This is a genomic window from Kibdelosporangium aridum (assembly GCF_900176515.1).
GTDB classification, from domain to species: Bacteria; Actinomycetota; Actinomycetes; order Mycobacteriales; family Pseudonocardiaceae; genus Kibdelosporangium; species Kibdelosporangium aridum.
Map to the genome: position 1 here is coordinate 96,901 of NZ_FWXV01000005.1, position 25,103 is coordinate 122,003.

32 protein-coding genes are annotated in these 25,103 nt (G+C 66.1%); 24 read left to right on the forward strand and 8 right to left on the reverse strand.

From position 1 onward, the window contains the following. Positions 1-12: 12 nt before the first annotated feature. Complete coding sequence (locus tag B9C43_RS27725; RefSeq protein WP_235038874.1) at positions 13-648, reverse strand: winged helix-turn-helix transcriptional regulator; 636 nt, start codon at positions 646-648, stop codon at positions 13-15. A 65-nt stretch (positions 649-713) separates the two neighbouring features. Between B9C43_RS27725 and B9C43_RS27730 the strand changes: the two genes are divergently transcribed. Next, positions 714-1,208: a pyridoxamine 5'-phosphate oxidase family protein gene (locus tag B9C43_RS27730; protein ID WP_084429955.1), complete on the forward strand. Its 495-nt coding sequence runs from the start codon at positions 714-716 to the stop codon at positions 1,206-1,208. Between the two features lies 1 nt (position 1,209). After that, entirely contained in the window at positions 1,210-1,896 is a 687-nt protein-coding gene (locus B9C43_RS27735; protein ID WP_084429956.1) for an alpha/beta fold hydrolase, read from the forward strand. Here B9C43_RS27735 and B9C43_RS27740 read toward each other — a convergent pair. The 3 genes from B9C43_RS27740 to B9C43_RS27750 all read right to left on the reverse strand — a co-directional run bounded on the left by B9C43_RS27740 (position 1,881) and on the right by B9C43_RS27750 (position 3,344). After that, entirely contained in the window at positions 1,881-2,516 is a 636-nt protein-coding gene (locus B9C43_RS27740) for a YidC/Oxa1 family membrane protein insertase (RefSeq protein ID WP_084429957.1), read from the reverse strand. The genes B9C43_RS27735 and B9C43_RS27740 overlap by 16 nt on opposite strands. Before the next feature lie 61 nt (positions 2,517-2,577). Next, positions 2,578-2,847, reverse strand: coding sequence for a DUF6412 domain-containing protein (locus B9C43_RS27745; protein WP_084429958.1), 270 nt, complete (start codon positions 2,845-2,847; stop codon positions 2,578-2,580). Positions 2,848-2,873: 26 nt separating this feature from the next. Then, positions 2,874-3,344 (reverse strand): DUF2000 domain-containing protein, encoded by a 471-nt coding sequence (locus tag B9C43_RS27750; RefSeq protein ID WP_235038875.1) that lies wholly within the window; start codon positions 3,342-3,344, stop codon positions 2,874-2,876. Between the two features lie 100 nt (positions 3,345-3,444). On the opposite strand from B9C43_RS27750, the gene B9C43_RS27755 reads away from it, so the two are divergent. Continuing rightward, complete coding sequence (locus tag B9C43_RS27755) at positions 3,445-3,903, forward strand: Lrp/AsnC family transcriptional regulator (RefSeq protein ID WP_084429960.1); 459 nt, start codon at positions 3,445-3,447, stop codon at positions 3,901-3,903. Between the two features lie 64 nt (positions 3,904-3,967). Next, positions 3,968-4,441 (forward strand): PaaI family thioesterase, encoded by a 474-nt coding sequence (locus tag B9C43_RS27760; RefSeq protein ID WP_051896620.1) that lies wholly within the window; start codon positions 3,968-3,970, stop codon positions 4,439-4,441. On the opposite strand, the gene B9C43_RS27765 is transcribed toward B9C43_RS27760, so the two are convergent. After that, on the reverse strand, positions 4,438-5,082 hold the full coding sequence (locus B9C43_RS27765) for a TetR/AcrR family transcriptional regulator (protein ID WP_033387736.1): 645 nt from the start codon (positions 5,080-5,082) through the stop codon (positions 4,438-4,440). The genes B9C43_RS27760 and B9C43_RS27765 overlap by 4 nt on opposite strands. A 98-nt stretch (positions 5,083-5,180) precedes the next feature. Between B9C43_RS27765 and B9C43_RS27770 the strand changes: the two genes are divergently transcribed. From B9C43_RS27770 to gcl, 9 genes are all read left to right on the forward strand, one after another. Continuing rightward, positions 5,181-5,849: a DUF998 domain-containing protein gene (locus tag B9C43_RS27770; RefSeq protein ID WP_063751095.1), complete on the forward strand. Its 669-nt coding sequence runs from the start codon at positions 5,181-5,183 to the stop codon at positions 5,847-5,849. Between the two features lie 6 nt (positions 5,850-5,855). Next, positions 5,856-6,629 carry an alpha/beta fold hydrolase gene (locus tag B9C43_RS27775; RefSeq protein WP_084429961.1) on the forward strand — a complete coding sequence of 258 codons (774 nt, stop codon included), beginning with the start codon at positions 5,856-5,858 and terminating at the stop codon, positions 6,627-6,629. A gap of 3 nt (positions 6,630-6,632) precedes the next feature. After that, the gene (locus B9C43_RS27780) at positions 6,633-7,076 is read left to right on the forward strand and encodes a YdeI/OmpD-associated family protein (RefSeq protein WP_084429962.1); all 444 of its coding nucleotides are present in this window, start codon (positions 6,633-6,635) and stop codon (positions 7,074-7,076) included. A gap of 80 nt (positions 7,077-7,156) precedes the next feature. Further along, the gene (locus B9C43_RS27785) at positions 7,157-7,675 is read left to right on the forward strand and encodes a DinB family protein (RefSeq protein ID WP_084429963.1); all 519 of its coding nucleotides are present in this window, start codon (positions 7,157-7,159) and stop codon (positions 7,673-7,675) included. A 27-nt stretch (positions 7,676-7,702) separates the two neighbouring features. Next, positions 7,703-9,169 carry an FAD-dependent oxidoreductase gene (locus B9C43_RS27790; RefSeq protein ID WP_084429964.1) on the forward strand — a complete coding sequence of 489 codons (1,467 nt, stop codon included), beginning with the start codon at positions 7,703-7,705 and terminating at the stop codon, positions 9,167-9,169. Between the two features lie 29 nt (positions 9,170-9,198). Further along, entirely contained in the window at positions 9,199-10,659 is a 1,461-nt protein-coding gene (locus B9C43_RS27795; RefSeq protein WP_084429965.1) for an aminotransferase class I/II-fold pyridoxal phosphate-dependent enzyme, read from the forward strand. A gap of 144 nt (positions 10,660-10,803) precedes the next feature. Continuing rightward, positions 10,804-11,619, forward strand: coding sequence for a hydroxypyruvate isomerase family protein (locus tag B9C43_RS27800; RefSeq protein ID WP_084429966.1), 816 nt, complete (start codon positions 10,804-10,806; stop codon positions 11,617-11,619). A gap of 13 nt (positions 11,620-11,632) precedes the next feature. Then, the gene (locus tag B9C43_RS27805; protein WP_084429967.1) at positions 11,633-12,511 is read left to right on the forward strand and encodes a 2-hydroxy-3-oxopropionate reductase; all 879 of its coding nucleotides are present in this window, start codon (positions 11,633-11,635) and stop codon (positions 12,509-12,511) included. A 47-nt stretch (positions 12,512-12,558) separates the two neighbouring features. After that, on the forward strand, positions 12,559-14,256 hold the full coding sequence (gcl, locus tag B9C43_RS27810; RefSeq protein WP_235038876.1) for a glyoxylate carboligase: 1,698 nt from the start codon (positions 12,559-12,561) through the stop codon (positions 14,254-14,256). On the opposite strand, the gene B9C43_RS27815 is transcribed toward gcl, so the two are convergent. Next, positions 14,253-14,759 (reverse strand): methyltransferase family protein, encoded by a 507-nt coding sequence (locus B9C43_RS27815; protein WP_084430375.1) that lies wholly within the window; start codon positions 14,757-14,759, stop codon positions 14,253-14,255. The two genes, gcl and B9C43_RS27815, sit on opposite strands and share 4 nt — an antisense overlap. Positions 14,760-14,838: 79 nt before the next feature. Here B9C43_RS27815 and B9C43_RS27820 point away from each other — a divergent pair, with 79 nt between their 5' ends. Beyond that, complete coding sequence (locus B9C43_RS27820) at positions 14,839-15,186, forward strand: hypothetical protein (RefSeq protein WP_051896619.1); 348 nt, start codon at positions 14,839-14,841, stop codon at positions 15,184-15,186. A 167-nt stretch (positions 15,187-15,353) separates the two neighbouring features. On the opposite strand, the gene B9C43_RS27825 is transcribed toward B9C43_RS27820, so the two are convergent. Together B9C43_RS27825 and B9C43_RS27830 are read right to left on the reverse strand one after the other, a co-directional pair. After that, positions 15,354-15,707, reverse strand: a complete 354-nt coding sequence (locus B9C43_RS27825; RefSeq protein WP_084429969.1) for a YciI family protein — start codon at positions 15,705-15,707, stop codon at positions 15,354-15,356. Positions 15,708-15,788: 81 nt separating this feature from the next. After that, a complete protein-coding gene (locus tag B9C43_RS27830) occupies positions 15,789-16,673 on the reverse strand; it encodes a DMT family transporter (protein WP_084429970.1) in 885 nt (294 codons plus the stop codon). 260 nt (positions 16,674-16,933) lie between these two features. Between B9C43_RS27830 and B9C43_RS27835 the strand changes: the two genes are divergently transcribed. The 10 genes from B9C43_RS27835 to B9C43_RS27880 are packed head-to-tail and all read left to right on the forward strand — an operon-like array spanning position 16,934 to position 25,102. Then, on the forward strand, positions 16,934-17,305 hold the full coding sequence (locus B9C43_RS27835; RefSeq protein ID WP_084429971.1) for an NADH-quinone oxidoreductase subunit A: 372 nt from the start codon (positions 16,934-16,936) through the stop codon (positions 17,303-17,305). Next, positions 17,296-17,814: an NADH-quinone oxidoreductase subunit B gene (locus tag B9C43_RS27840; protein ID WP_312024885.1), complete on the forward strand. Its 519-nt coding sequence runs from the start codon at positions 17,296-17,298 to the stop codon at positions 17,812-17,814. The genes B9C43_RS27835 and B9C43_RS27840 overlap by 10 nt, the downstream gene beginning before the upstream one ends. Next, the gene (locus B9C43_RS27845) at positions 17,811-18,290 is read left to right on the forward strand and encodes an NADH-quinone oxidoreductase subunit C (RefSeq protein ID WP_084429972.1); all 480 of its coding nucleotides are present in this window, start codon (positions 17,811-17,813) and stop codon (positions 18,288-18,290) included. Before B9C43_RS27840 ends, B9C43_RS27845 begins: the two co-directional genes overlap by 4 nt. Then, entirely contained in the window at positions 18,287-19,246 is a 960-nt protein-coding gene (locus tag B9C43_RS27850) for a complex I subunit 1/NuoH family protein (RefSeq protein WP_084429973.1), read from the forward strand. Before B9C43_RS27845 ends, B9C43_RS27850 begins: the two co-directional genes overlap by 4 nt. Further along, on the forward strand, positions 19,243-19,701 hold the full coding sequence (locus B9C43_RS27855) for a NuoI/complex I 23 kDa subunit family protein (RefSeq protein WP_200825717.1): 459 nt from the start codon (positions 19,243-19,245) through the stop codon (positions 19,699-19,701). Before B9C43_RS27850 ends, B9C43_RS27855 begins: the two co-directional genes overlap by 4 nt. Beyond that, positions 19,698-20,222, forward strand: coding sequence for an NADH-quinone oxidoreductase subunit J family protein (locus B9C43_RS27860; protein ID WP_033387721.1), 525 nt, complete (start codon positions 19,698-19,700; stop codon positions 20,220-20,222). Before B9C43_RS27855 ends, B9C43_RS27860 begins: the two co-directional genes overlap by 4 nt. Next, positions 20,222-20,536, forward strand: a complete 315-nt coding sequence (gene nuoK / locus B9C43_RS27865) for an NADH-quinone oxidoreductase subunit NuoK (protein ID WP_033387720.1) — start codon at positions 20,222-20,224, stop codon at positions 20,534-20,536. Before B9C43_RS27860 ends, nuoK begins: the two co-directional genes overlap by 1 nt. Further along, on the forward strand, positions 20,533-22,215 hold the full coding sequence (locus tag B9C43_RS27870; RefSeq protein WP_084429974.1) for an NADH-quinone oxidoreductase subunit 5 family protein: 1,683 nt from the start codon (positions 20,533-20,535) through the stop codon (positions 22,213-22,215). Before nuoK ends, B9C43_RS27870 begins: the two co-directional genes overlap by 4 nt. Then, a complete protein-coding gene (locus B9C43_RS27875) occupies positions 22,212-23,678 on the forward strand; it encodes a complex I subunit 4 family protein (RefSeq protein WP_084429975.1) in 1,467 nt (488 codons plus the stop codon). The genes B9C43_RS27870 and B9C43_RS27875 overlap by 4 nt, the downstream gene beginning before the upstream one ends. Continuing rightward, positions 23,678-25,102, forward strand: a complete 1,425-nt coding sequence (locus tag B9C43_RS27880; protein ID WP_084429976.1) for an NADH-quinone oxidoreductase subunit N — start codon at positions 23,678-23,680, stop codon at positions 25,100-25,102. The genes B9C43_RS27875 and B9C43_RS27880 overlap by 1 nt, the downstream gene beginning before the upstream one ends. Position 25,103: the final 1 nt, after the last annotated feature.

The following is a 25,103-nucleotide window of genomic DNA, read 5'->3' on the forward strand; positions in this document are numbered from 1 at the left end:
GTCATATTCCGATCAGCGGTAAATCTCGGGCCGCGGGAAGAGCCCGAGGAATCGCGCCGCTGATCGTTCGTCGCCCGCCACCACCTCGTCGGCGAGGGCCCGGCCACCGAACACGATGCTCCGGAGGGTGACCGCGTCCGTCTCGATCACCGCGTCAGGTTCCGCGGCGTGTCCCGGTTCAATCTCGATCTTGCCGTTGGCGACGACCGCTCGGAAGTGCTCGCCGGACACATGCAGGTCGTAGGTCGCGTCCAAGTCGCCGGCCAGTGTGGGGGAGAAGGTGGTCAGCATCGCGAGCATCAGTGCGGCGACGCTCAACGTCGCGGCTGACGCTGTCGGTGCGTGGCAGCCCCACTTGGCCAGTTCGATGATGACGGGCCGCAGGTCGTAGCCGCGTCCGGTGAGTTCGTAGACCCACGCGCCTGCGGGCGGGCCGAGTTTGCAGCGGGTCAGGATGCCGGATTCCTCGAGCTCTTTCAGACGGTGTGACAGCACGTTCTGGCTGGCAGTGGGCAGTCCGGCTTTCAGATCCGTGAAGCGTTTCGGGCCGAACAGCAACTCGCGCACCACCAGCAGCGCCCAGCGTTCGCCGATCAGGTCGAGCGCGCGGGCGATCCCGCAGGGGTCGTCGTAGCTCCGGTCCGCCATTGCCACTCCTAATTTAGGACCAACTAGTGCTAGTGTAGGACAACGAACTCGAGAAGGGAACCGCGATGACCCTGCCGCAAGGACACCTTGACCTGCTGAAGACCGATGTCGCGCAGCGTTTGCTCGAATCGAAGGAGCTGGCCCGGCTGGCTTACGTGGCGGCGGACGGCACGCCGCGTGTCATGCCGATGATGTTCCACTGGAACGGTGCGGAGATCGTGTTCGCCACGTTCGCGGGCGCCAAGAAGATCAAGGCCTTACGGGCCAAGCCGGACGTCGCGATCACCATCGACACGTCCGGCATGCCGCCGGAGGTCCTGCTTCTGCGTGGTGCCGCCGAGGTGACCGATGTGGACGGTGTGGTGCCGGAGTACGGCTTGGCGCACAAGCGTTACGGCGGGGAAGAGCAGGGCAAGCAGGCGGTGGCCGAAGTCGACAAGCCCGGCTTGAAGATGGCAAGGATCGCGGTCCGGCCGACGTGGGTGGGCGTGCTTGACTTCATGACGAGGTTGCCGGGCGGGGCCACGCCCGAGGAGTTCGCGAACCGAGGGCGGAGCTGACATGAGCACGTATGTCTTGATTCCCGGTGCGGGTGGACAGGCGTCATACTGGCGGTTCGTCGAGCCGGAGTTGCGGGCACGTGGCCATGACGTGGTCGCGGTGGATCTGCCCGCTGGTGACGACAGCGCCGGTCTTGAGGAGTACGCCGACGTCATCGTGCAGGCCATCGGCGACCGTACCGACCTGATCTTGGTGGCGCAGTCGATGGGTGGCTTCAGCGCCCCGCTTGTCTGCGAGCGGCTCAAGGTCGACCTGCTGATCTTGCTCGCGGCGATGACCCCGAAGCCCGGGGAGTCGGCGGGGGAGTGGTGGGCCGCGACCGGTCAGGGCGAGGCGGAAGCCGCGGTCAAGCAAGCTCTTGGCCAGCCCGCCGACGGCCCGTTCGACCCGCTTTTCTCCTTCCTGCACGATGTTCCGCTGGACGTGGCCGTCGAGTTGATGGCCGAGGGCGAGATCGTGCAGTCCGGCACGCCGTTCGCCAAGCCGTGGCCGTTGACGGCCTGGCCGGACGTGCCGACCAAGTTCTTGCTCGCTCGGGACGACCGCTTCTTCCCTGCCGAGTTCCAGCGCCGGGTTGTCAAGCAGCGCCTGGGTTTCCAGCCGGACGAGATGCCCGGCGGGCACCTGGTCGCGCTGGCCCGGCCACTGGAACTCGTGGAACGCCTTGAGGCCTACCGTCGCAAGTAGGCGCGTTCGAGCACCGTCCAGGTTGTCGTCGTGAGCAAGTACAACCCGGCGGCCAAGGGGATCACCGCGACAGCGAAGGACGTACCGAACGGCAACAGCCGCAAGAACTTGGGCGTTTCCTCGGGCATCGCCCGCGAAGCGAAGTAGCCGACCACGAGCAGCGCGGCGAACAGGCCGAGGAACACGACCACATCCGCGCCCGAGCTGAAGAAATGACTGCCGAGCGGCGCTCCGAACAACACGTCGGACAGCAGGTTGTTCGGTGTGCCGTCGAACGAACCGGCCGTGAAAAGCCGGTACAGCACCATGAAGACCGGGATCTGCAGCAGCATCGGCAAGCAGCCCGCGAACATCGAGACGCCGTTGTCCTGGTACAGCGCCAGCAGTTCCCGTTGCATGCGTTCGGGATTCTTCTTGTGTTTCTCGCGGAGTTTCGCGGCCTGCGGAGCGAGGGCGGCCCTGGCCTTCTCGCCGCGAATCGCCGAGCGGGCAAGGGGATGCAGCGCCAGTCGGACGGCCGCGGTGAACAACACGATCGCCGCGGCCGTTCCCGTCGCGCCTGCGATCAAGGACACCAGGTCATACGCGCCATGTGCGGGCACGTCAAGGAAATCGAACATGGGGGCAGCACTCCGTCATGCCAGAAAGGACTGGGGACAAACGGAAGCGGCTGCTTGGCAGTCACGCAGCCGCGAGGGCTGCGCCTGGCGCTCGAGGACGCGGACGGCCTGCGGCGTCCGGATCCCTGAGGCGCAGGAAGACGCTCTGGCGAGCGCGTTCCTGCAAGGAGATCGCCCTTACCTGGGCGGGAACAGCGGTGGGCACGCCGATCGACAGCAGGATCGCGACACCGGCGATCACCGCCAGCACGATCGCGTCCGAGGTGGTGCCCGTCAACAGGATGAACGCGACCGGGAGGAACAACGCGAGCAGCAAGTGCAGGCGCAGCATGGCGTCCCCCTTTCGAACCGGTCTCCTCACGGTAGCAGGTCGAGGCCCTTCACCAGTTTGCTGATCCTGTTGCGCGGGCCCATGATGCTGATCGCGCACAGGTCCAGATCGGCCGGTTTGGTCTCGGCCAGCTCGGCCATGTACTCGGTGTAGACCCGGGTGCGCTGCGCCATCGCCGGCATCTCGGTGACCAGAACGCCCGCGCTGGCAACGGCTTTCGCGCGGAGTTCGGCCAGCTGGGGTGCTGTCGCGCGCAACACCGTGCAGCCTGCCCATGGCAGTCCTGGATGAACGCGGCCCGATGCGTCCGGTGCTTCGGGGCCGATCATGCCGGTGACGGACTGCCCCACGGAGGCCGCGACGCATGCGACGGCGTTGACCATCTGACCAGGTGGGAGCGCTTCATCGACGATCACCACCCACTTCAACCGGGCAGCCTTGGTAGGTCCGTCCAGCTGGACTTCGTCCGGAGCGAAACCAAATACATCTGCGGACACGTTCGACCTCTCACTCATGCGGGATAGGAGCCAAACGCTAATCTGATTTCTGGCAGGATTCCAACAGTGGCGAACTTAATTCGGCAGAGAGGCGTGCGGCGTGGAACTCGACGAACTTGATACGGCGATCCTGCGCGAGTTGCAGGTGGACGCTCGGCGGACCAACCGGGACATCGCGACCGCGGTTGGTGTCGCGCCTTCGACCGCGCTTGAGCGGACGCGCGGGCTGCGCGAGCGAGGCGTGATCCGTGGTGCGGTACTGGACGTGAACCTCGCCGCGATTGGACGCGCTGTCCAAGCGCTCATCGCGGTCCGGATCCGGCCGCCGTCACGGCGGAACATCGACGCCTTCCGCAATTGGATAACGTCGTTGCCGGAGACCATCGGAGTGTTCGTGGTGTCGGGCAACGAGGACTTTCTGGTGCATGTCGCGGTGCGGGACAACCAGGACTTGTACGCGTTCGTCATCGACAAGCTGACCCTGCGCGCCGAGGTTGCCGACGTGCGCACGAGCGTGGTGTACGAACACCTGCACAGCACCAAGATCGAACCCCGGTGAGTGGCGTTCACACTTTTCCGCTGGGAACGCCTTGCGCGCCCAGCGGTCCGGCATAGTGTCGCGCATGCCGACGCCAACGGGATTCTTCTGGGACATGATGGCCGGCCGCACGCCCGCCCCGGCGGCCGCCGCGACACTGGGCTGGAAGCTGCGCGAGGTCGACCCGGACGAGGGGACCATCGAGGTCGAGTTCGCCGCGACGGACAAGTTCACCAACCCGGCCGGGCACGTCCAAGGTGGCTTCCTGGCCGCGATGCTCGACGACACCATGGGTCCCGCGCTGGCCGCGACGCTCGGTCCCGGCCAGTTCGCCCCCACTTTGGACCTGCACGTGCAGTTCCTGCGCGTGGCGTGGCCGGGTACGTTGATCGGCAAGGCGACTGTCGTCCGCCGTGGCAAGCAGGTCTGTCACTTGCGCGGCGAGCTCACCGACAGCGCTGGCCGCGTGATCGCGACGGCCGTGGCCACCGCGATGGTGCAGCGCGGCGAGCGTGTCCGGGACCGGAGCACGGCTTCCGCGGAGTCGCTGATCGGTTAAACGCCATACGCGGCAAGGAAAACGCGGACACCTTCGTCGGCGAGGTGGTCGAGTTCCTCGTCAGTGAACGCGGGCGTGTCGCCGAAGAACATGGACTTGTCCAAGGCCACGCCGAGGACAAGGAACGCGAAGTGCTTGGCAGCCAAGGGCGGGTCGGGCACGCGCAGCAGGCCGCGTTCGTCCAAGTGCTTCAACTCCGGCGCCAATGCGGTGAGCACGCGTTCGGGCGCCCGCTCGTAGTACGTGCGCGCGAGTTCGGGGAAGCGGGCGGCTTCGCCGACCAGTAGCCGTCGCATTTGCAGCACCTGCGGGCGCATCACCGAGTGCAGGTACTGGCGGGCCAGCACGGGCAGGTCCTGCGCCAGGTTCTCGGTGTTGTGCAGCTTGTCGCCGATCAGCTTGATGAAAGCGTCCACAGTGGTCGCGACGCTCATGATGATCTCGCTGAACAGGCCTTCCTTGTCGGTGAAGTTCTTGTAGACGGTCTGTTTGGACACCGCCGCCAGCGCAGCCACCTCGTCCATGCTCGTGCCCTGGTAGCCGTTGCGCAGGAAGAGCGTGGTCGCCGCTTCCATGATCAGCCGCCGTTTGCGGGCGGAGCGGCCCTCTTCGTTCCCGACACCGACACCCGCGATTCCCATGATCAGCCTCCTGGTCGGAAATGGTACTAGACGGCTCAGTACCCGTCAGAGTACTGTACGGTCTAGTTCCAGTTAAGCCACTGAACAGGGGAAATGTCATGACGCACGCCATCTGGACGCCGCGGACCATCGGTACCAACTGCGAGCTGCCGGTCCGTATCACCAGGTCTCTGCTGGGCTACGGAGTTCTCGCCGGCCCGTTTTACGTCATCGTCTCCGTGGTGCAAGGACTCACCCGCAGCGGGTTCGACTTCACCAGACATCCGTGGAGCGTGCTGGCCAACGGTGACCTCGGCTGGATCCAGACCACGAACCTCATCCTGACCGGCCTGATGGTGCTCGCCGCCGCGGTCGGTATGCGCCGGCTGCTCAAAGGAGGAGTGGGCGGGACATGGGGACCCGGGCTGATCGGCGCGTTCGGGCTGAGCATGGTCGCCAGCGGGATCTTCCCCGCCGATCCGGTGCCCGGCTTCCCGAGCGACATCGTCAACCTGGCCATGCCGACCATGGCCAACACCCTGCACTTCGCCTTCGGTGCGATTGGTTTCGTCTGCTTCGCGATAGCGACCTTCGTCATCGCCCGCAGGTTCGCCGGACTCGGCTGGGCGACTTACTCACGGATCACCGGCGTGGCGTTCCTGCTTTCCTTCGGTGCCATGGCCGCAGGTCCCGGCGTCGGTATCCTGATCTTCACTGCTGGGGTCCTTGCCGCGTTCACGTGGCTCGCAACAACTTCTGTGCGCTTCTACCGCGGCGCGGACAGGTGATCGACAATGGGTACTGCCATCTCCCGTGACGGCACGAAAATCGACTTCGACCGGGTCGGCTCTGGCCCGCCCGTGGTGCTGCTGAGCGCGGGACCGAACGACCGCTCGGTGTCCCAGCCGCTGGTTGAGGTGCTGAAGCCGTTCCTCACCGTGTATACCTACGACCACCGCGCGCGGGGTCGCAGTGGCGATACATTGCCGCACACCCCTGAGCGGGAGTTCGAGGATCTCGCCGCGGTGATCGCCGAAGCAGGCGGGGTCGCGGGGGTGTTCGGTAGCTCGGGTAGCGGCAACATCGCGCTCGACGCGGCCGATCTCATGCCGATCAGCCGGGTCGCGATGTGGGAACCGCCGTACATCGTCGAAGGCGCGCGTTCGCCCGTCCCGCCGGAGTGGGGCCAGACGGTCCAGGAGGCCATCGACGCCGGGCGCCCCGAGGACGGCATCGCATACTGGCTCACCGACATCATCGAGATCCCGGCCGACTATGTGGCACAGATGAAGGGCACACCGTTCTGGGACGGCATGGTCGCGCACGCGCAAGGCTTGGTGTACGACGCTTCAGTGTTGTGGGATTTTTCCGTGCCCGCCGCTCCGACCGAGGTGCCGGTCCTGGTGGTCGACGGCGGGCAGGCGACCCTGCCGTGGATCAGGGCAGGCATCGACGCGCTGCTGAAGAACCTGCCGATCGGCCGGCACGAGGTCCTGGAAGGCCAGCCGCATGACGTCTCGCCGGACGTCCTCGCCCCTGTCCTGATCAAGTTCTTCACCGAGGAGTGAGCCGTGAAGTTCCGTGCCGAGCTTGAGGCGACCGGCAAGAACACCACCGGGATCCCTGTGCCCGACGAGGTGGTCGCCGCGCTGGGAACCAGTAAGAAGCCGCCGGTCGTGGTGACCATCAACGGCTACACGTACCGCAACACTGTGGCCAGGATGGGTGGCCGCTATCTGCTCTCGGTGAGCGCGGACAACCGGTCGAAGGCAGGGGTGTCCGCGGGGGACGAACTCGAGGTGACGCTTGAGCTGGACACCGAGCCTCGTGTGGTGACCGTTCCGGACGACCTCGCCGCCGAGTTGGACAAGGAAACAGCTGCTCGGCAGGCATTCGACAAGCTCTCGTACAGCCATCAGCTGCGGTGGGTGCTGTCGGTCGAGGACGCCAAGACGGCCGAGACGCGCCAGCGCCGGATCACCAAGGCCGTCGAGTCGCTGAAGTCGGGAAAATAGGTTCCTGATTGAGGACGGAAACTGACCGCTATGCCTCATAGAGTTGTCCTCAACAGGGCAACCGAGGAAGGCGGAAGACAATGAGCAGCACCTACACCGAGCCGAGGACCACCGTTACCGGCGAGCGCGCGGACTTCCTGCAGATGCTGGCCAAGCACCGCGGGTTCCTGAAGTTCACGGTCCAGAACCTGACCGACGAGCAGGCCAACCAGCGGACCACGGTGAGCGAGCTGACGCTCGGCGGGCTGATCAAGCACGTCGCGGTGACCGAACGCGGCTGGGTCAACTTCATCCTCGGAGGCGCCGCGGGAATGTTCTCCGAGCCGGTCGACTGGGAGGCTCAGTTCTCCATGCGGGAGGGCGAGACGCTGGCCGGATTGCTCGAGCAGTACGAGGAAATCGCCCGCCGGACCGACGAGCTGGTCGCGACGGTCGACCTGGACGAGTCGCACCCGCTGCCCGAGGCGCCGTGGTTCGAGCCGGGTGCGGCCTGGTCGAACCGCCGGGTGCTGATGCACATCATCGCCGAGACCTCGCAGCACTCCGGCCACGCCGACATCATCCGCGAGTCACTGGACGGCTCGAAGACGATGGGTTGACCGGCCGGGACTGGGTACTCGAATGCCGTGACCACCACCACGTCAGCCCAGTCCCTCTGGCTCAAAGCCCTTCCGGCCGACGGCTACCCGCCCTTGCAGGCCGACGAGACGTTCGATGTCGCCGTGGTCGGCGGTGGCATCGCCGGAATGACTACCGCCTTGTTGCTCAAACAGGCCGGCCTGCGAGTCGCCGTACTCGAGGCCGGCCGGGTGGGCGCAGGCGTGAGCGGCAACAACACCGCGAAGGTGACCGCCCTGCAGTCCACTGTGTACTCGACGATCCTGCAGAAGCACGGCGAGTACGCCGCGCGGGACTACGCGGCGGCGAGTCTCGCGGGCGTGGAGAAAGTGGCGGAACTGGCCGTCGACTGCGATCTGCAGCGCAGGCCCGCGTACACCTACGCGCTGGCACCCGGCGAAGTCGAGGCTGTGGAAAACGAGGCGCAGGCCGCCGCGAAGGCGGGACTGCCGGTCACGTCAGAGCCGATGGACGTGCCATTCCCGGTGCACGCCACAGTGAAGCTCGCCGACCAGATCCTGATCCACCCCACGAAGTACGTGCTCGGCCTCGCCGCGCAGTTCGTCGGCGACGGCTGCCAGATCTTCGAGCACACCCGGGTCGGCCAAGTCGAGGAAGGACGGCGCTGTCGCGTTAGGACAGCAGGCGCGACGGTCGAAGCCGACCGGGTCGTGGTCGCCACGCACTACCCGATCCTGGATCGCGGGCTGTACTTCGCCCGTCTTGAACCGACTCGTGCCTACTGCGTCGCCGCGAAACTGCGGTCCGGCTCGCCTCCGGAAGCGTTGGCCATCAACCCGGGCACGCCGACACGGTCGTTGAGTGCTTCGGGTGATCTGCTGATCGTCGCGGGGGAGAGCCATCCAACCGGTCAGCCCGGTGTCGGCATGAGACGGTACGAGGAGCTGGAGAACTTCGCCCGTGAGTACTGGGATGTCGACCAGATCACGCACCGGTGGTCCGCACAGGACCCGAGTTCGTACGACAAGCTCCCGATGATCGGGCGCTACAACCGGTTCTCCGACCGTGTGTACGTGGCGACCGGGTTCATGAAGTGGGGGCTGGCGACCGGTACCTTCGCCGGGATGATCCTCGCGGACGTGCTGACTGGCAAGGACAATCCGTGGGCCGAACGGTTCGATCCGCACCGCGTGACGCTGAACTCCGTTCCGGAACTGGCGCGGCTGAACGCCAAGGTCGCTGTCGACCTCGTCGGCGATCACCTGACCACGCCCGGCGAACTGCCTGCCGATGTCCGCATCGAGCGGGACGGTCTCGGCAAAAAGGGCATCTATCGCGATCGTGACGGAAAGCAGCACGCGGTGTCCTTGCGCTGCACGCACCTCGGTTGCCTGCTCCGGTTCAACGCCGCCGAGACCAGCTGGGACTGCCCGTGCCACGGCTCACGGTTCGATGTGGACGGTAATGTCCTCGAAGGACCGGCGACCAAGCCACTGGAGCTGCGCGACGTTTGAGAGAGCGGACGCCGGGTGACCCATGGAACATGGACCACAGTCGTGCTCCGGTGCTTGAGGCGCTGCAGCGCTACCACGAACGTGCGTTCGTGCCCTTCAACGCACCCGGCCACAAGCAGGGACGCGGGATCGACCCGCGGGTGCTCGACGTCGTCGGCAAGGACGTCTTCCGTTCCGATGTGCTGACACCGAACGGTTTGGACACCCGGCGCGTCGAGAACAGCGTGCTGCAGGACGCGCAGGACCTGATGGCCGACGCCGTCGGCGCGGACAAGACGTTCTTCTCCACGTGTGGCAGTTCGTTGTCGGTCAAGAGCGCCATGCTCTCGGTCGCCGGGCCCGGCGAGAAGATCCTCGTCGTCCGGCACGCGCACAAGTCTGTCATCGCCGGTTTGATCATCAGTGGTGTCGACCCGGTGTGGGTGCATCCGCGGTGGGACACCGAACGGCATCTGTCCCACCCGCCGGGCCCGGATGACGTACGGGCCGCGTTCAAGGCGGAACCCGAAGCCAAGGGCATGCTGCTGGTGACGCCGACGGACTACGGCACGTGTGGCGACATCACCGCGATCGCCGAGGTCTGCCATGAGTTCGACCGGCCGCTGATCGTGGACGAAGCATGGGGCGCCCACCTGCCGTTCCACTCCGACTTGCCGCCGTGGGCGATGTACTGCGATGCCGACCTGTGTGTCACGAGCGTGCACAAGATGGGGGCGGCCGTCGAGCAGAGCTCGGTCTTTCACCTGCAGGGCGACCGGGTGGACCCCGCGGTGCTGAAGATGAGGGAGGACCTGCTCGGCACCACGAGCGCGTCCTCCTTGGTGTACTTGGGTTTGGACGGCTGGCGCAGGCAGATGGTGGAGCACGGCAAGGAACTGCTCGGCGGCGCGTTGACGCTCGCGCGGTCGGTACGGGCCGAAGTCGATCGGATCGCAGGCCTGCACCTGGTCGGTGACGAGGTCGTGGGACCCGAGTACGCCTCGTCGATCGACCCGCTCAAGGTGATGGTCGACGTGAGCGATCTCGGCATCAACGGTTACCAGGCAGCCGACTGGCTGCGCGAGGAGCGCCGGATCACCGTCGGACTGTCGGACCATCGCCGGATCGTCGCTGAGTTCACTCATGCCGATGACCAGGAGACAGCGTCGGCTTTCCTGCGGGCGATGGAGGACCTTGCCGACTCCGCGGACTCGCTGCCGAGGCCACCGCGGGTCGATCTGCCGACGCCGGACGAGTTGGAGCTTCGTACCGAGATGCTGCCCCGTGACGCCTTCTTCGGTGAGACGGAGCAGATCGCGGTGCAGAAGGCGGTCGGCCGGATCGCCGCGGAGATGATCACTCCGTATCCGCCTGGCGCGCCGGCCGTGCTGCCTGGTGAGGTCATCAACAAGGCCGTGCTCGACTACCTGCGGTCAGGCCTGGATGCCGGGATGTACATCCCCGACGCGGTCGACGGAAAGCTCGATTCGGTCCGCGTAGTCGCGCGGTAACCGCATACGCCAAGTTCAGCCCCTGTGAGAGCGACTCTCACAGGGGCTTTTTGGATGTCCGCACGGTTGACGGGATCCGGCTCATGGAAGTACGGTTTCGTTAGATGGAAGGTGAGTTCCGCAGAGCGAAATTAAGGAGCGACGGTGGACCATCGCTTCCGGTATGACGTGAACCTCTCGATCTTGTTCACCGAACTGGACGTGAACAGCCGGGCGGCCGCGGCGAAAGCCGCGGGTTTCAGCGCGGTCGAGTTCTGGTGGCCGTTCAGCGACGCGGTGCCCAAAGACTCCGATGTGGACGCTTTCGTCCGCTCGGTGCGCGAAGAGGGCGTGCGGCTGATCGGCTTGAACTTCTTCGCCGGCGACATGCCCGGCGGCGATCGCGGTGTGCTGTCCAACCCCGCGCGCAGCACGGAGTTCAGGGAGAACATCGAGGTCGCTGTCGAGATCGCCGACCAGCTCGGCTGCCGCGCGTTCAACGCGTTGTACGGCAACAGGATCGACGGCGTCCCGGTGGAGCAACAGGACGAGGTGGCGCGGGAGAACCTGGCGATCGCCGCGAAGGCGGCGAGCCGGATCGGCGCGAGCGTCCTGATCGAGCCGTTGAGCGGCGCACCGGCATATCCGCTCAAGACCGCGGCTGAAGCGCATGCTGTGATCCAGCGAGTACGCAAGGAAGGCGGCGTCGACAACGTCGCTTTGCTCGCGGACCTGTACCACTTGGCGGTCAACGGTGACGACCCGGCGCGGGTCATCGACGACTACGTCAAGCAGATCGGGCACGTCCAGATCGCCGACGCACCGGGCCGCAACGAGCCTGGCACGGGCGACCTCGACTTCCGTGATCTGTTCGACCGTCTCGCTGAGAACGGCTATGGCGGCTACATCGGCTTGGAGTACAAGCCAAGCGGTGCGAGCGCCGACAGCTTCGACTGGCTTCCCCGCGACTTGCGGGCGTGACACCGGAGGAATCATGACGACGGTGGGATTCATCGGCCTGGGCATCATGGGCAGCCCGATGGCCGCACACCTGGTCAACGCAGGACATGAGGTGATCGGCTTCGACGTGGTGCCGGAGTCGCTGACCGCGCTCACCGAGGCGGGCGGCAAAGCGGCCTCGAACGTGGCAGAGGCGGTGACAGGTGCCGAGGTCGTGATCACCATGCTGCCCAACCACCCGCACGTCGAGTCGGTGGTGCTCGGCGACGACGGTGTGTTGCAGAACGCCAAGGACGGCATTCTGCTGGTCGACATGAGCACGATCCGCCCGGAGAGCTCGCTGGCGATCGCGGAAGCCGCGAAGGCAAAGGGAATCCGTGTGCTGGACGCGCCCGTGTCGGGTGGCGAGGCCGGCGCGAAGAACGCGGCACTGTCCATCATGGTCGGTGGCGATGCGGCGGACTTCGAAGCCGCGAAGCCGTTGTTCGACGTGCTCGGCAAGACGGTCGTCCACGTTGGACCGCACGGCGCCGGCCAGGTCGTCAAGGCCGCCAACCAGCTCGTGGTCGGTGGCACGTACGCCTTGGTGGCCGAGGCCATCGTGCTGCTCGAAGCGTCCGGAGTGGACGCCAAGACCGGGCTTGACGTGCTCGCCGGTGGCCTCGCGGCCAGCCGGATCCTCGACCTCAAGCGGGAGTCGATGGTGGCCCGCCAGTTCCAGCCGGGCTTCCGGATCGACCTGCACCACAAGGACATGGGCATCGCATTGGCCGCCGCACGGCAGGCCGACGTGTCGCTGCCGGTCACCGGCCTGATCGCGCAGCTGGTCGCGGCTGCACGGGCGATGGGCCACGGCTCACTTGACCACTCGGCCCTGCTCAAGGTCACCGAGCAGCTCTCCGGCCGCGGTTGATCGGCGCCGGGTCAGGAAGGACATGACAGATGCCTAGAGTTCCCGCGATGCAAGCGGTTGTCGAAGTCCTCAAATCCGAGGGTGTGGACACCGCGTTCGGCTGCCCAGGCGCCGCGATTCTCCCGCTGTACAAGGCCCTCGAGGTGGTCGGCGGGATCGAGCACCTGATTGTGCGGCACGAAGAGGGCGCGACGCACATGGCCGACGGCTGGGCGCGCACCAACGGCAAGGTCGGTGTCGCGATCGGCACGTCCGGTCCGGCCGGGACCAACATGATCACCGGTCTGTACACCGCGATCGCCGACTCGATCCCGATGATCTGCATCACCGGCCAGGCGGCGTCGACCAAACTGCACCAGGAGGCGTTCCAGGCGGTCGACATCGTCGAGATCGCCAAACCGGTCACCAAGTGGGCGGTGCAGATCAAGGAAGCCGCACAGGCGCCGTGGATCTTCCGTGAGGCGTTCCGCATCGCGCGGTCCGGCAGGCCAGGGCCCGTCCTGATCGACATCCCGGTGGACATCGCGAAGCAGGAGATCGAGTGGGACGGCACGATCGACGCGCCGTTGCCGCTCAACCCGGTGCTGCCGCACCTGCCTCGCGTCGAACGTGCGCTGGACATGTTGCTGGCCGCGGAAAAGCCGCTGCTGCTGGCCGGCGGTGGCGTGATCCTCGGCGAGGCGCACGAACAGCTGCAGGAACTCGCCGAGTACCTGCAGATCCCGGTGCAGGCCACGCTGATGGGCAAGGGTGTGCTCGACGAGAACCACCCGCTGTACTCCGGGATGACAGGAATCCAGACGTCCCAGCGGTATGGCAACGCGTCCTTCCTGGAGTCCGACCTCGTGCTCGCGATCGGTGCGCGCTTCGGGGACCGGCACACCGGTGATCTGCCGACCTACCGGGGCGAACGCAAGTTCATCCACGTGGACATCGAGCCGACCCAGATCGGCAAGGTGTTCGCGCCGGACCTGGGCATCGTGTCGGACTCGAAGCTGTTCCTGCAGGCCATTCTGGACCTCGCCAAGGCGCGGGGCGCCGGTCGCCCGGCCGGTGCGTGGGTCGCCAGGGTGCAGGAGTTGAAGGCGACGCTCACCCGTCGTGAGGACTTCGACACCGTTCCGGTCAAGGCACCGCGCGTGTTCAAGGAGATCAACGAGTTCTACGGTCCGGACACGTACTTCGTGACCGCGATCGGGCTGTACCAGATCTGGTCGGGCCAGCACCAGCTGGCGCACAAGCCAAGGCACTACCAGGTCTGCGGCCAGGCCGGTCCGCTCGGCTGGGAGATCCCCGCCGCGATCGGTGTGAAGAAGGCGCTCAAGCACACCGAGCCGGACGCGGAAGTCGTCGGCATCGTGGGTGACTACTCATTCCAGTTCCTGGTTGAGGAACTCGCCGTCGCGGCGCAGTACGACGTCCCGTTCGTGCTGATCATGCTGAACAACGAGTACCTCGGGCTGATCAGGATGGCCGAGGACCACGGTGGGTACGACATGAACTACGAAGTCGACATCCACTACGACACGGTCGGCTCGGACAACATCAAGATCATGGAGGCCTACGGCTGCTCCGGCCGTCGCGTCACGCAACCCCGTGAGATCACGGATGCGTTGGCGTGGGCCAGAAAGCAGGCCGAGGCCACCAGCAGGCCGGTGCTCGTGGAGATCATGATCGAGCGCGAGGCGAACACGGCCAACGGTGTGTCCATCGCGAACGTTCGCGAGTTCGAACCGTTGCCTTAAGCGGACTTGGGTGGCTGCCACGGTCGGATCCGGGGCAGCCACCCGGGCACGGCAGCTTTGTACACTTCGTACTGACTGCCGAAGCTGCGTCGCAGCGCGGGTTCCTCATGCCAACGGACCATCGCGTAGAACGCCGCGCTGACAAGCACCGCGTACACGGGCAGGATCCACTGGCCAAGGATCAACGCCTGGCCGATGATCGTGCTCAGCACCGCGAGGTACATCGGGTTGCGCACGTATCGGTAAAACCCTCCCACCACAAGCTTTTGCGGTGGTGCGACCGGCGCTGGGGTGCCGAACCCCTCGGCGACGAAACGGGCGAACGCCGAGATCAGCACGGCAACGGCGGCGACGAACACCACCCAGCCGATCACGCGCAGCGGCAACCAAATCGGTTCAGCATCCCATCTGGTGAGCAACCACGGGATGAGGCCGGCGACGATGCCCGGTGCGAGAACGAAGAAGCCGGCTGAACCTGCGGCGGCCACGACTCGGTTGCGCACGACGTAATTGTGCGACGCCTGAACGATTCTACGATCGAGTAGATCGCCGGTTTCACCCGGATAGCCTACGATTTCCCCCATGCGCCTGATAGCCGACGCGACAAAGAAGTCCGGGCTCATCTGGATCACCCGGCCGGGCGACACCCGCCCCGTCCCGACATGGCATCACTGGCACAACGATGCGGCATACGTCCTTGTGGATTTGTCCGACGTGGATTCTGTTCCGGTGATCGTCCGCGACAAGGCGACCGGGGCTCGCGCCCTCACATGGGACGCGACCGTGACCCGAGTGCTGCCGGGCACCGATGAGTGGGACACAGTTGTCCCCGAGATCCACGCGGCCCGCTTGAACTCGGCACCGATCGATGCGAACACCCCGCTGTTCCGGCTGGCCCCAGCCGCCGTGTCCACCACTGCAGCACCATGAAATGCGCGTTCCGGCACCCCGAGTTCGCGCTTGCCCTAGCGGGGTCGGGGAATTTCACCGTGCCGGAATGGTGGACACGCGGTGCTGGAAAGGTGGACACGCGTGAAGAAAGCCCGCCGGGTCTCGGGGTCCGGCGGGCTTGGCTTCGTCTTCCGGGCTTCAGGCGATCAGGCGAAGTCCTCTTCCTCGAAGACCTTGCGGACCTCGACCTCGCCCTCCTGGAACGGGATCCGGCGGGCCCACTCGACGGCTTCCTCACGGGACGACACCTGGATGATCCAGTAGCCGGCGACGAGTTCCTTGGCCTCGGCGAACGGGCCGTCGACGACCGTTGTCCTGCCGCCGGGGCCGTAGTGCACGCGGAAGCCCTCTGAGCTGTCCCGCAGGCCGTTCCCGTCGAGCATGACGCCTGCCTTGACGAGCTCCTCGTTGAACTTGCCCATCTCCGCCAGCTCCTCAGGGGAGGGCACGGCGCCGGACTCGGCCTCGGGGCTGGACTTGACGATCATCATGTAGCGCATCTCGTACTCCCTGTCGTTGTCTGTCTGACACTGACGCGTCGATCGACCGGACGCCACATCGACAAGAAGTTCCAAGATTTTTTACACCGAGACGAGTTCCCTGGTCGGAGGCGGTGTCGGGGCCGCGGGGGCGTGCTGGTGCGGGTGCAGGCGGGTCAGCACGACGACACCGGCGATGGTGACCACACATGCGGCGAGCACGCCGACATTGGCCAGCAACGAGGTGGGCAGCTGCTCGTTCAGCACGATCACGCCGATCAGCGATCCGGTGATCGGGTCGGCGACCAGCAGGGTGGCGTAACTCAGGGCGAACCGGCCGGTGCGGTACGCGTTCTGCTGGAACAGCAGGCCGAGCGCGCAAAACACGACGGCAAGGCCGATGACCCAGAAGACTGACGCGGACATGTCGTTGAGGGCTGAGCTGCCGCCGACGCGTGTGAGGGCCGCGAACACGCCGTACGCCACGCCGGAGCCGATGGCGAGGAAAAGGGCGTTGACGGCGCCGGTGCTACGGCGAGCCATGACCGCGGCGCCGAGGATGATGGCCAGGGTCGCGCCGCACAGCACCGCCGCTGAGCCACCGTCGAGGGTTGGCCGCGCGGACTCGTGCGGGAGCAGCAGAAGCAGGCTGACCAGCCCGGCGCTCACCGCGAACGTGCCGAACATCTCCTTGGCGCGCACGCGCCTGCGGTCGATGGCCGCGGCAATCAGTACCGCGATCGGCAGGCCGCTCATCCCGAGCGGCTGCACGATGGTCAGCGGACCGTTCGACAGCGCGATGATGTGCATGATCGCGCCGCACAGTGTGGTCGCTGAGCCGAGCACCCATTTCGGCCTGCGGACCAACTGGCCCAGCAACCGCAGGAATCCGAGGCTCTTGCAGTGCACCGCCGCGTTCTGCTGCAAGGCAGCACCCAGTGCGACGAGCGGGGCTCCGGCTACGGCCGCCACGAGCCAGAACGTCACCTGTCGGTCTCCGAAAGCGTGACGGCGCGTGAGGCCACAACTAGAGATCGGTTCGAGATCGAATCGAAATGCACTTGCGCACCCTAATGGGTGACCCCTAAGGGACATGTGAGGTGGTGCCCCTCAGGGCTATCACCAGTAAAGAGGCCTATGCCAATCCGGCATACCCAGCCTGCGGGCTTCCGGTGGACGAAAGGGCGATCAACCCACCATGATGTGATCTAACACACAGTGCGGCAGGCCCTCGCGGAGGTGACCACGTGCACGGCTATTTCGGAGCATACGGACTGGTCGCGTTGCTCCTGGTAGTCGGCGCTGTGTTCGTGACAGTGGCGTTGACCGCGAACCGCGTCCTGCGGCCCGCCCGGCCCACGCCCCAGAAACTGCTGACGTACGAATGCGGCGTCGACCCGGTCGGTGGTGGCTGGGCGCAGTCGTACGTGCGCTACTACGTCTTCACGTTCCTTTATGTGGTGTTCGCCGTGGACGCCGTCTTCCTGTTCCCGTGGGCCACCGTTTTCGCGGCTCCCGGCTTCGGCGTCGCCACGCTCGTCGAGATGTTCGTCTTCCTCGGCTTCCTGGCCGTCGGAATCCTGTACGCCTGGCGTAAGGGGGTCCTCGCGTGGGCTTGACCGACCTCGGAATGATCAACCAAGTCCCGAAGCCGATGCGGTTCATCCTCAACTGGGGCCGCCGCTACTCCCTCTGGGTGTTCAACTTCGGGCTGGCGTGCTGCGCGATCGAGTTCATCGCGACCTCGATGAGCAGGCACGACTTCATCCGGCTCGGCGTGATCCCGTTCGCGCCGAGCCCGCGGCAGGCCGATCTGATGGTCGTCTCCGGCACGGTCACCGACAAGATGGCCCCGGCGGTCCAGCGGCTCTACGAGCAGATGCCCGAGCCCAAGTACGTGATCTCGTTCGGCGCCTGCTCGAACTGCGGCGGGCCGTATTGGGATTCGTACTGCGTCACCAAAGGCGTCGACCAGCTCATCCCGGTCGACGTCTACGTGCCCGGTTGCCCGCCGCGCCCGGAAGCCCTGCTGCACGGGATCATGAAATTGCAGGCCAAGATCGGCGACGAACAGTGGGCCGAGCGCGGATCGCCCCAATATCCCACCTTCGAGCGGGTGGACGGATGAACCAGGACGTCGCCCCGGACGATTGGATCGCCGCGCTCACCGAAGCGCGGGACTCCCGGCAGTGTGACTTCTTCGACTTCCTCACGGCCGTCGACGAGTTGGACGACGGCATCCGGATCGTCGCGCACGTCTACTCCACGACAACCAGACAGCATCAGCTGATCCGCACCCTGCTGCCACCGGACGCACTGAGGCTGCCGACCGCGACGATCGTCTACAAGGGAGCGAACTGGCACGAGCGGGAAACCTGCGAGATGTTCGGCGTGCACTTCGAAGGGCACCCGAACCTGATCCCCTTGCTGTTGCCGGACGGCTTCGAAGGCAACCCGCTGCGCAAGGACTTCGTGCTGGCCAGCCGCGTTGCCAAACAGTGGCCGGGTGAGGTCGACCCTGGCCAGTCGCTCACCGAGCTGAAGAAGCCCAAACGGCGCCGCAACCTGCCGCCTGGCGTGCCCGAGAACTGGGTGCAGCCATGACATTCCTGGAGATCGTGCTCCGGCTCGCGTTCGTGGTCGCGGCCTTCCTGCTGCTGCCGCTGCTGGTCGGCCAGCTGGAACACAAAGCCATGGCGCACATGCAAGCCAGGCTCGGGCCGATGCACGCGGGCGGTTTTCACGGGTGGGCGCAGCTGATCGCCGACGGCGTGAAGTTCGTCCAAAAAGAACACGTTGTGCCGACACAGGCCGACAGAACAGTGTTCTCACTCGCTCCCGCTGTGGCTTTGCTGCCGTACCTGATTGTCCTGGTCGTCGTGCCGGTCGGGCCCGGGCTGGTCGCGCTCGACCTCGACATCGGGTTGTTCTTCGTGCTCGCCGTGATGAGCGTGAGCGTGCTCGGATCGGTGATGGCCGGGTGGTCGAGCGGCAACAAGTACGCGCTGCTCGGCGGACTGCGCAGCGCGGCCCAGCTGATGGCGTACGAGCTGCCGCTAGTCCTTGCGGCATCGTCGGTCGCGATGGCCGCGGGCACGCTTTCGTTGTCCGGGATCGTCGAGGCGTGGTCACCGTGGTGGCTTGCCTGGCAGGCCCCGGCTTTGCTGATCTTCTTCGTCGCCGGGCTGGCCGAGCTGCACCGGCCGCCGTTCGACATGCCGGTGGCCGACTCGGAGATCGTGCTCGGCCCGTACACCGAATACACCGGTTTGCGGTTCGCGCTGTTCCTGCTCGCCGAGTACGCCGGGATCGTCGTGCTCTGCGCACTGACCACGGTGTTGTTCCTCGGCGGATGGCGTGGACCGTTCGCCGACGAGGAGCTGGGCCCGGTCTGGTTCCTGATCAAGCTGTTCGTCCTGGCCTTCGTGGTGATCTGGCTGCGGGTCAGCAACCCGAGGCTGCGGGCCGACCAGTTGCAGAAGCTGGCGTGGCAGGTGCTCGTCCCGCTGAGCCTCGCCCAGCTCGCCCTGACCGGCGTGGTGAAGGTGGTGGCGATGTGAAAGGGCTCCTGAAAGGCCTCGCGGTCACGCTGCGGACCATGACGCGCCGATCGGTCACGCGGCAGTACCCCGAGGTCAAACCCGAACTGCCGGCGCGCAGCCGGGGCGTGATCGGGCTGATGGCGGAGAACTGCACGTCCTGCATGCTCTGTGCGCGCGAATGCCCGGACTGGTGCATCTACATCGAATCGCACAAGGAGACGTTGCCCGCGCAGGTCGAAGGCGGCCGGGAACGCAGCCGCAACGTGCTCGACCGGTTCGCGATCGACTTCTCACTCTGCATGTACTGCGGGATCTGCATCGAGGTGTGCCCGTTCGACGCGCTGTTCTGGTCGCCGGAGTTCGAGTACGCCGAGCACCGGATCGGGTCGCTGACGCACGAGATGGACCTGCTGGGCAAGTGGATGGAGACGGTGCCGCCGCCTGACGAGATCGAGCCCGGGGAGCGGACATGACCGCGGCGGAGATCGTGTTCGCGCTGCTGGGAATCGTCGCTATGGGGTCCGCGGTCCTGGTGGTGACGACGAAGCAGATCGTCCGGGCGGCGCTGTACCTCGTGGTGAGTTTCGGCGCGATCGCCGCGTGCTTTCTCGTTCTCACAGCGGAACTGGTCGCGTGGGTGCAGGTGTTGATCTACGTCGGCGCGGTCGTGGTGTTGCTGCTGTTCGGGATCATGCTGACTCGTGCGCCGATCGGTCCTTCGTCCGACTTGGACAGCCGGAACAAGCCCGCGGCGATCGTGGTCGCGGTGGCCACAGCCGGGGTGCTGGTCACGGTTCTGGTCAGCGGTTTCGGGGACGCCTACGTCAATGTGGGGGAGCAGACGTCGGGATCGGCGAGCAGCATCGGGGCGGGGATCTTCCGGTACTGGGTGCTGCCGTTCGAGGTGCTGTCCGTGCTTCTGCTCGCCGCGCTGGTCGGTGCGATCGTGTTGTCGCGAACGGACATCGGGCCGCCGAAGGACGGTGACGCCTAATGCACGTCCTGTACCCGGCTGTGTTGTCGGCGCTGCTGTTCTCGATCGGTGTTTACGGCGTGCTGGCGCGGCGTAACGCGATCCTGGTGCTGATGTCGGTCGAGCTGATGCTCAACGCCGTCAACCTCAACCTGGTCGCGTTCGACGTCTGGCTGGCCGACAAGCTGGGTTCGGGACAGATCCTGACGCTGTTCGTGATCGTCATCGCGGCCGCGGAGGTCGGCCTCGGCCTGGCGATCGTGCTGCAGGTCTTCCGTAACCGCGCGACGATCTCGGTCGACTCGTTGACCGAACTGGCCGAGGACAAGCAATGACCGCACCCCTGGCCATAGTGGGCACTGCGCTCGGCGCGGTGGGCGCGATCATCCTGGCTCTGGTTGAGCCTTTCGAGACGCACGCGACCCTGACACCGACCGGGACCATTCCGATCACACTGGGCCTGCGGGTCGACGAGCTGTCGTCGACCGTGGCCGTGATGGTCACCCTGGTCGCGCTGGCCATCCAGGTCTATTCGGTCGGCTACATGAAGCACGACGTGCGATATCCGACGTTCGCGACGCTGGTCGGGCTGTTCACGCTGGCGATGCTCACCGTGGTGCTCTCCGCCGACCTGCTCGTGCTGTACGTCGGCTGGGAGATCATGGGTGTCTGCTCCTACTTCCTGATCGGGCACCACTGGGAGAAACCGACGGCGTCGGCCGCCGCGATCAAGTCGTTCCTGATGACCCGGTTCGGTGACGTCGGGTTCCTGTTCGGGATCTTCGTACTGGGCGCCGCGGCCGGGTCGTTCCGGATCACGGACGTGCTCGCGGCGGTGCCGACCATGTCGTCAGGCACGTTGCTGACCGGGTCGCTGCTGTTGCTGGTCGGCGTCGTGGGCAAGGCGGCTCAGTTCCCGCTGCACAGCTGGCTACCGGACGCGATGGCAGGCCCGGCGCCCGTCAGCGCCCTGATTCACGCGGCAACGATGGTGGCAGCTGGTGCGTACGTGGTCGCGCTGTTGTATCCGGTTTTTCTAGCCGCGCCGCTGGCGCTGGACATCCTCGCGGTGATCGCGGTCATCTCCATGCTCGGTGCGGCGCTGGCCGCGCTGGCCACCGATGACCTCAAGCGGGTGCTGGCGTACTCCACGATCAGCCAGCTCAGCGTGATGTTCGCGGCCTTGGCGGTCGGCGGGCGGACGCAGGCGATCGCGCACCTGTTGTCCCACGCGGCTTTCAAGGCTCTGCTGTTCCTGTGTGCCGGTGCGGTGATCATCGCTGTGGGCAGCAACCTGATGTCGGAAATGGGTGGGCTTCGCCGCCGGATGCCCTTGTCTTTCCTCACCATGACGGTCGGCTTCGCAGCGTTGGCCGGAATTCCGCCGACTGCCGGGTTCTTCAGCAAAGATGCCGTGGTCGCGGCGGCCGAGCACGCGCCGAACTGGTTCGTGTTCGTCGGATTGCTGCTGACAGTCGGGTTGACTGCGGCCTACACGACCCGGGCGTGGCTGCGGACGTTCTTCGGAGCGGACCGTGACGTCCGCGAGGCGTCGAAGATCATGACCATTCCGCTGACACTGCTGGCTTTGGTGGCGCTGCTGCTTGGGTTCGTCGGCCTGTGGTTCCAGGAGCTCCGGCCCGAGGTGGTGAGCGCGGTCCTGTCGTTGGTGCTGGCCGCCGTCGGTGCGCTTGGGGTGTTCATGATCTGGCGGCGTGACCCTGCCAAGGACCCCGCGGACGCGCTCGGCCGGTTGCGCGGCGTGTTCGGCTCCGCTTTCGGCACCGATTCGTTGTACGAGCGAACAGTTGCCCGGGGAGTCATGCGCGTGGCCAACGAGGTCGTGCGAGTGGACGATTCCGTAGTCGGGCGGTCAGTTCGAGGCACCGGGCTTGGGGCACGTGCGCTGGGTGGGCTGATTCGGCGTACGCAGAACGGAAATCCCCAGTTCTACGTCACGGCTGTGCTTGCCGGGGTTGTGGTGATAGCGGTCGGGGTGGTGATTCTGCAATGAATGTGCTGTTGCTCGCTGTCCCACTGGCCGGTTGCCTTGCCGTACTGGGAATGCGCCGTTCGGCCGTGCTCGTCGGTATGCTGGTCACCGGGATCACGTTCGCCATTTCCGTGGCCATCGCGTTCGCGGTCGACTACGCGCGGCCAGGCATGCAGCTGGTGACGGACCTGCCATGGATCCCGCCGCTCGGACTCCGGTTCCACCTCGGCGTCGACGGCGTGTCCGTGCCACTGGTTGTGCTCACGGCGTTGTTGTGCTTCCTGAGCATGGTCTATGTGGCGCGCAAGGATGGCGAGCCGGAACGCGCGCATTCGTTCGTGTCGCTGCTTTTGCTGACCGAAGTCGGCATGCTGGGCACCTTCGTAGCGCTGGATCTGTTGCTGTTCTTCGTGTTCTTCGAAGTCGTGCTCATTCCGATGTACGCGTTGATCGCGGGTTGGGGTGGCGCAGGGCGAGGCCCGGCGGCTCGGCAGTTCATCTTGTACACATTGCTCGGTTCCGGTGTGCTGCTGGTCGGCCTGCTCGTGATCTACGGTCACACGTCCACTTTGAACATGGTCGAGCTGGCGGCCGGTGACGGCGCGGGCATGAGCCGCGCGGTCCAGGTGATCGCGTTCGTTCTGGTCGCGGGCGGCCTCGCGGTGAAGGTGCCGATGTGGCCGCTGCACACGTGGTTGCCGGACGCGCACAGTGAAGCACCGACGGTCGGTTCTGTGCTGCTGGCCGGAGTTCTGCTCAAGATGGGGACGTACGGCCTGATCCGGATCGCGGTACCGGTGTTGCCAGAGGGAGCACTGGCCGTGGCTCCGTTCTTGGGGGCGTTCGGCGTGATCGGGATCGTGTACGCGGCGCTGGCGTGTCTGGCTCAGCGGAACCTCAAGCGGCTGATCGCGTTCTCGAGCGTCGGGCACATGGGGTTCGTGCTGCTCGGGATCTCCACGCTGACACCGGCGGGCATGAACGCGGCGCTGTTCGCCAACATCGCGCACGGCCTGATCACCGGCCTGCTGTTCTTCCTGGTCGGCGGAATGGCGGAACGATTCGGCAGCACGGACATGGACAAGATCGGCGGCGGCACACTGGCCGTGGCACCCCGGCTGAGCGTCCTGTTGATCATCGCGGCGGTGGCCAGCTTCGGGCTGCCCGGCCTGGCGGGATTCTGGGGCGAGATGCTCGCCATGCTGGCCGCGTTCGACCCGGCGCCCGGCCTGAACCGCAGCCTGTACCTGGTCTTCATGGTCGTCGCGGGAATCGGGGCGGTGCTGACCGCGGCCTATTTCCTGGTGATGCTGCGCAAGGTCGCCCAGGGCACGCCGTCGCGGCAGGGGATTCTCGATGTGGGCCGGGCGGAGTGGGCGGCGTGGATGCCGCTGGTGGTGCTGGTGTTCGTGGTCGGGCTCTGGCCGGGCCTGGTGCTCGGGCCGACCGCTGAGGCCGTCGGGTTCTACCTGGGAGGCCTGTGATGGTGCAAAGCGTCGACTACTTGGCGATCGCGCCGCCATTGATCCTGGCTCTGTGCGGCCTCGCGGCACTGTTCCTGCGCTATGCGGCTTTCGTGGGACTGGTCCTGGCCGGTGCGTTCGAGGTCGTGCTGCTGACCGGCGATCCACGTCGGACGTTCTGTGTGGACAGTTCGTGCTCCTTTGTGGTCGATGATTTCACGCTGCTGTTCCAGACCGTGATGCTGATCGCGGGTCTCGTGGTGGTGTTGATGGCCCAGGTGGAGGTCCGGGACACCCGGTTGCCATCCGGCGAGTTCCACTTCCTGATCCTGGCAGCGATGTCCGGTGCGTTGACTCTGGCGGCGGGCCGGGACCTGGTGACGTTGCTGGTGTCACTGGAGGTTGTGTCGCTGCCTCTGTTCGCACTGGTGGCTTTGCGGCGCTACGACGGCCGGTCGTCCGAGGCCGGGGTGAAGATGTTCCTGGTGTCGGTGGTGTCGACCGCGGTGATGCTGTTCGGTATCAGCCTGGTGTACGGAGCCACGGGGTCGCTGTTCCTCGACCGGATCGGGGCGGTTCTGGCCACACCGTCCCCGTTGGAGTCCGTCGCTGCGGTTGGCATCGTGCTTGTGCTGGTCGGGTTCGGGTTCAAGGTGTCCGCGGTGCCGTTCCACTTCTGGGCACCGGACACGTACCAGGGCTCGCCGGTCGCGGTGGCCGCGTTCTTGTCCGTGATCTCCAAAGCCGCGGGGTTCGCCGGCCTGGCGTTGGTCCTGACTATCGCTTTTGGACCGTTCGCTGCCGTGTGGGGCCCGTTGGTCGCTGTGCTCGCGGCGGTGTCGATGACCGTGGGCAACCTTGTCGCGTTGCGCCAGAAGACCGCGATGCGGTTGTTGGCGTGGTCCTCGATCGCCCAGGCCGGGTACATGCTCGCACCGCTGGGCGCGGCCGGTGGCGGTGCGCCCTTGAATGAGCTGGTCGCGGCCACGATCGGCTATGTCGCCATCTACGCGGTGATGAACATCGGCGTGTTCGCGGTGATTTCGGTCGTCGGATGGATCGGCGAGCACGGCGGGGGAGCGCTGGACGATTACCGCGGCCTCGCCAGGACACATCCGCTGACGGCCGTCGCCTTGGCGTTCTTCCTTGCGTGCCTTGCCGGTCTGCCACCGGGCCTCGCCGGTCTGTTCGCCAAGATCGTGGTCTTCCAAGGCACGATCCTCGGCGGCTACGGCTGGCTGGCGGTGATCATGGCCGTGAACACCGTGATCGGCCTCTTCTATTACCTCGCCTGGGCCACCCGGCTGTTCGCGCCTTTGCCGCAGGGCGCCACGTTCGGCCGCATCACCCGCCCGGTCGGCGCCGCCATCGGCGTTGCCGCGGTGGGAACCGTGCTGGTGTCCTTCGCCCCGCAGCTCGTCCTCGGCATTTCCCTCGGAGGCTGAC

Excerpts from the sequence above, each read along its gene's own strand:
- B9C43_RS27725 (WP_235038874.1), bottom strand. The coding sequence starts at position 648 with ATGGCGGACCGGAGCTACGACGACCCCTGCGGGATCGCCCGCGCGCTC.
- B9C43_RS27730 (WP_084429955.1), top strand. The coding sequence starts at position 714 with ATGACCCTGCCGCAAGGACACCTTGACCTGCTGAAGACCGATGTCGCG.
- B9C43_RS27735 (WP_084429956.1), top strand. The coding sequence starts at position 1,210 with ATGAGCACGTATGTCTTGATTCCCGGTGCGGGTGGACAGGCGTCATAC.
- B9C43_RS27740 (WP_084429957.1), bottom strand. The coding sequence starts at position 2,516 with ATGTTCGATTTCCTTGACGTGCCCGCACATGGCGCGTATGACCTGGTG.
- B9C43_RS27745 (WP_084429958.1), bottom strand. The coding sequence starts at position 2,847 with ATGCTGCGCCTGCACTTGCTGCTCGCGTTGTTCCTCCCGGTCGCGTTC.
- B9C43_RS27760 (WP_051896620.1), top strand. The coding sequence starts at position 3,968 with ATGCCGACGCCAACGGGATTCTTCTGGGACATGATGGCCGGCCGCACG.
- B9C43_RS27765 (WP_033387736.1), bottom strand. The coding sequence starts at position 5,082 with ATGGGAATCGCGGGTGTCGGTGTCGGGAACGAAGAGGGCCGCTCCGCC.
- B9C43_RS27770 (WP_063751095.1), top strand. The coding sequence starts at position 5,181 with ATGACGCACGCCATCTGGACGCCGCGGACCATCGGTACCAACTGCGAG.
- B9C43_RS27775 (WP_084429961.1), top strand. The coding sequence starts at position 5,856 with ATGGGTACTGCCATCTCCCGTGACGGCACGAAAATCGACTTCGACCGG.
- B9C43_RS27785 (WP_084429963.1), top strand. The coding sequence starts at position 7,157 with ATGAGCAGCACCTACACCGAGCCGAGGACCACCGTTACCGGCGAGCGC.
- B9C43_RS27795 (WP_084429965.1), top strand. The coding sequence starts at position 9,199 with ATGGACCACAGTCGTGCTCCGGTGCTTGAGGCGCTGCAGCGCTACCAC.
- B9C43_RS27805 (WP_084429967.1), top strand. The coding sequence starts at position 11,633 with ATGACGACGGTGGGATTCATCGGCCTGGGCATCATGGGCAGCCCGATG.
- gcl (WP_235038876.1), top strand. The coding sequence starts at position 12,559 with ATGCAAGCGGTTGTCGAAGTCCTCAAATCCGAGGGTGTGGACACCGCG.
- B9C43_RS27820 (WP_051896619.1), top strand. The coding sequence starts at position 14,839 with ATGCGCCTGATAGCCGACGCGACAAAGAAGTCCGGGCTCATCTGGATC.
- B9C43_RS27825 (WP_084429969.1), bottom strand. The coding sequence starts at position 15,707 with ATGCGCTACATGATGATCGTCAAGTCCAGCCCCGAGGCCGAGTCCGGC.
- B9C43_RS27845 (WP_084429972.1), top strand. The coding sequence starts at position 17,811 with ATGAACCAGGACGTCGCCCCGGACGATTGGATCGCCGCGCTCACCGAA.
- B9C43_RS27850 (WP_084429973.1), top strand. The coding sequence starts at position 18,287 with ATGACATTCCTGGAGATCGTGCTCCGGCTCGCGTTCGTGGTCGCGGCC.
- B9C43_RS27860 (WP_033387721.1), top strand. The coding sequence starts at position 19,698 with ATGACCGCGGCGGAGATCGTGTTCGCGCTGCTGGGAATCGTCGCTATG.
- nuoK (WP_033387720.1), top strand. The coding sequence starts at position 20,222 with ATGCACGTCCTGTACCCGGCTGTGTTGTCGGCGCTGCTGTTCTCGATC.
- B9C43_RS27870 (WP_084429974.1), top strand. The coding sequence starts at position 20,533 with ATGACCGCACCCCTGGCCATAGTGGGCACTGCGCTCGGCGCGGTGGGC.
- B9C43_RS27875 (WP_084429975.1), top strand. The coding sequence starts at position 22,212 with ATGAATGTGCTGTTGCTCGCTGTCCCACTGGCCGGTTGCCTTGCCGTA.
- B9C43_RS27880 (WP_084429976.1), top strand. The coding sequence starts at position 23,678 with ATGGTGCAAAGCGTCGACTACTTGGCGATCGCGCCGCCATTGATCCTG.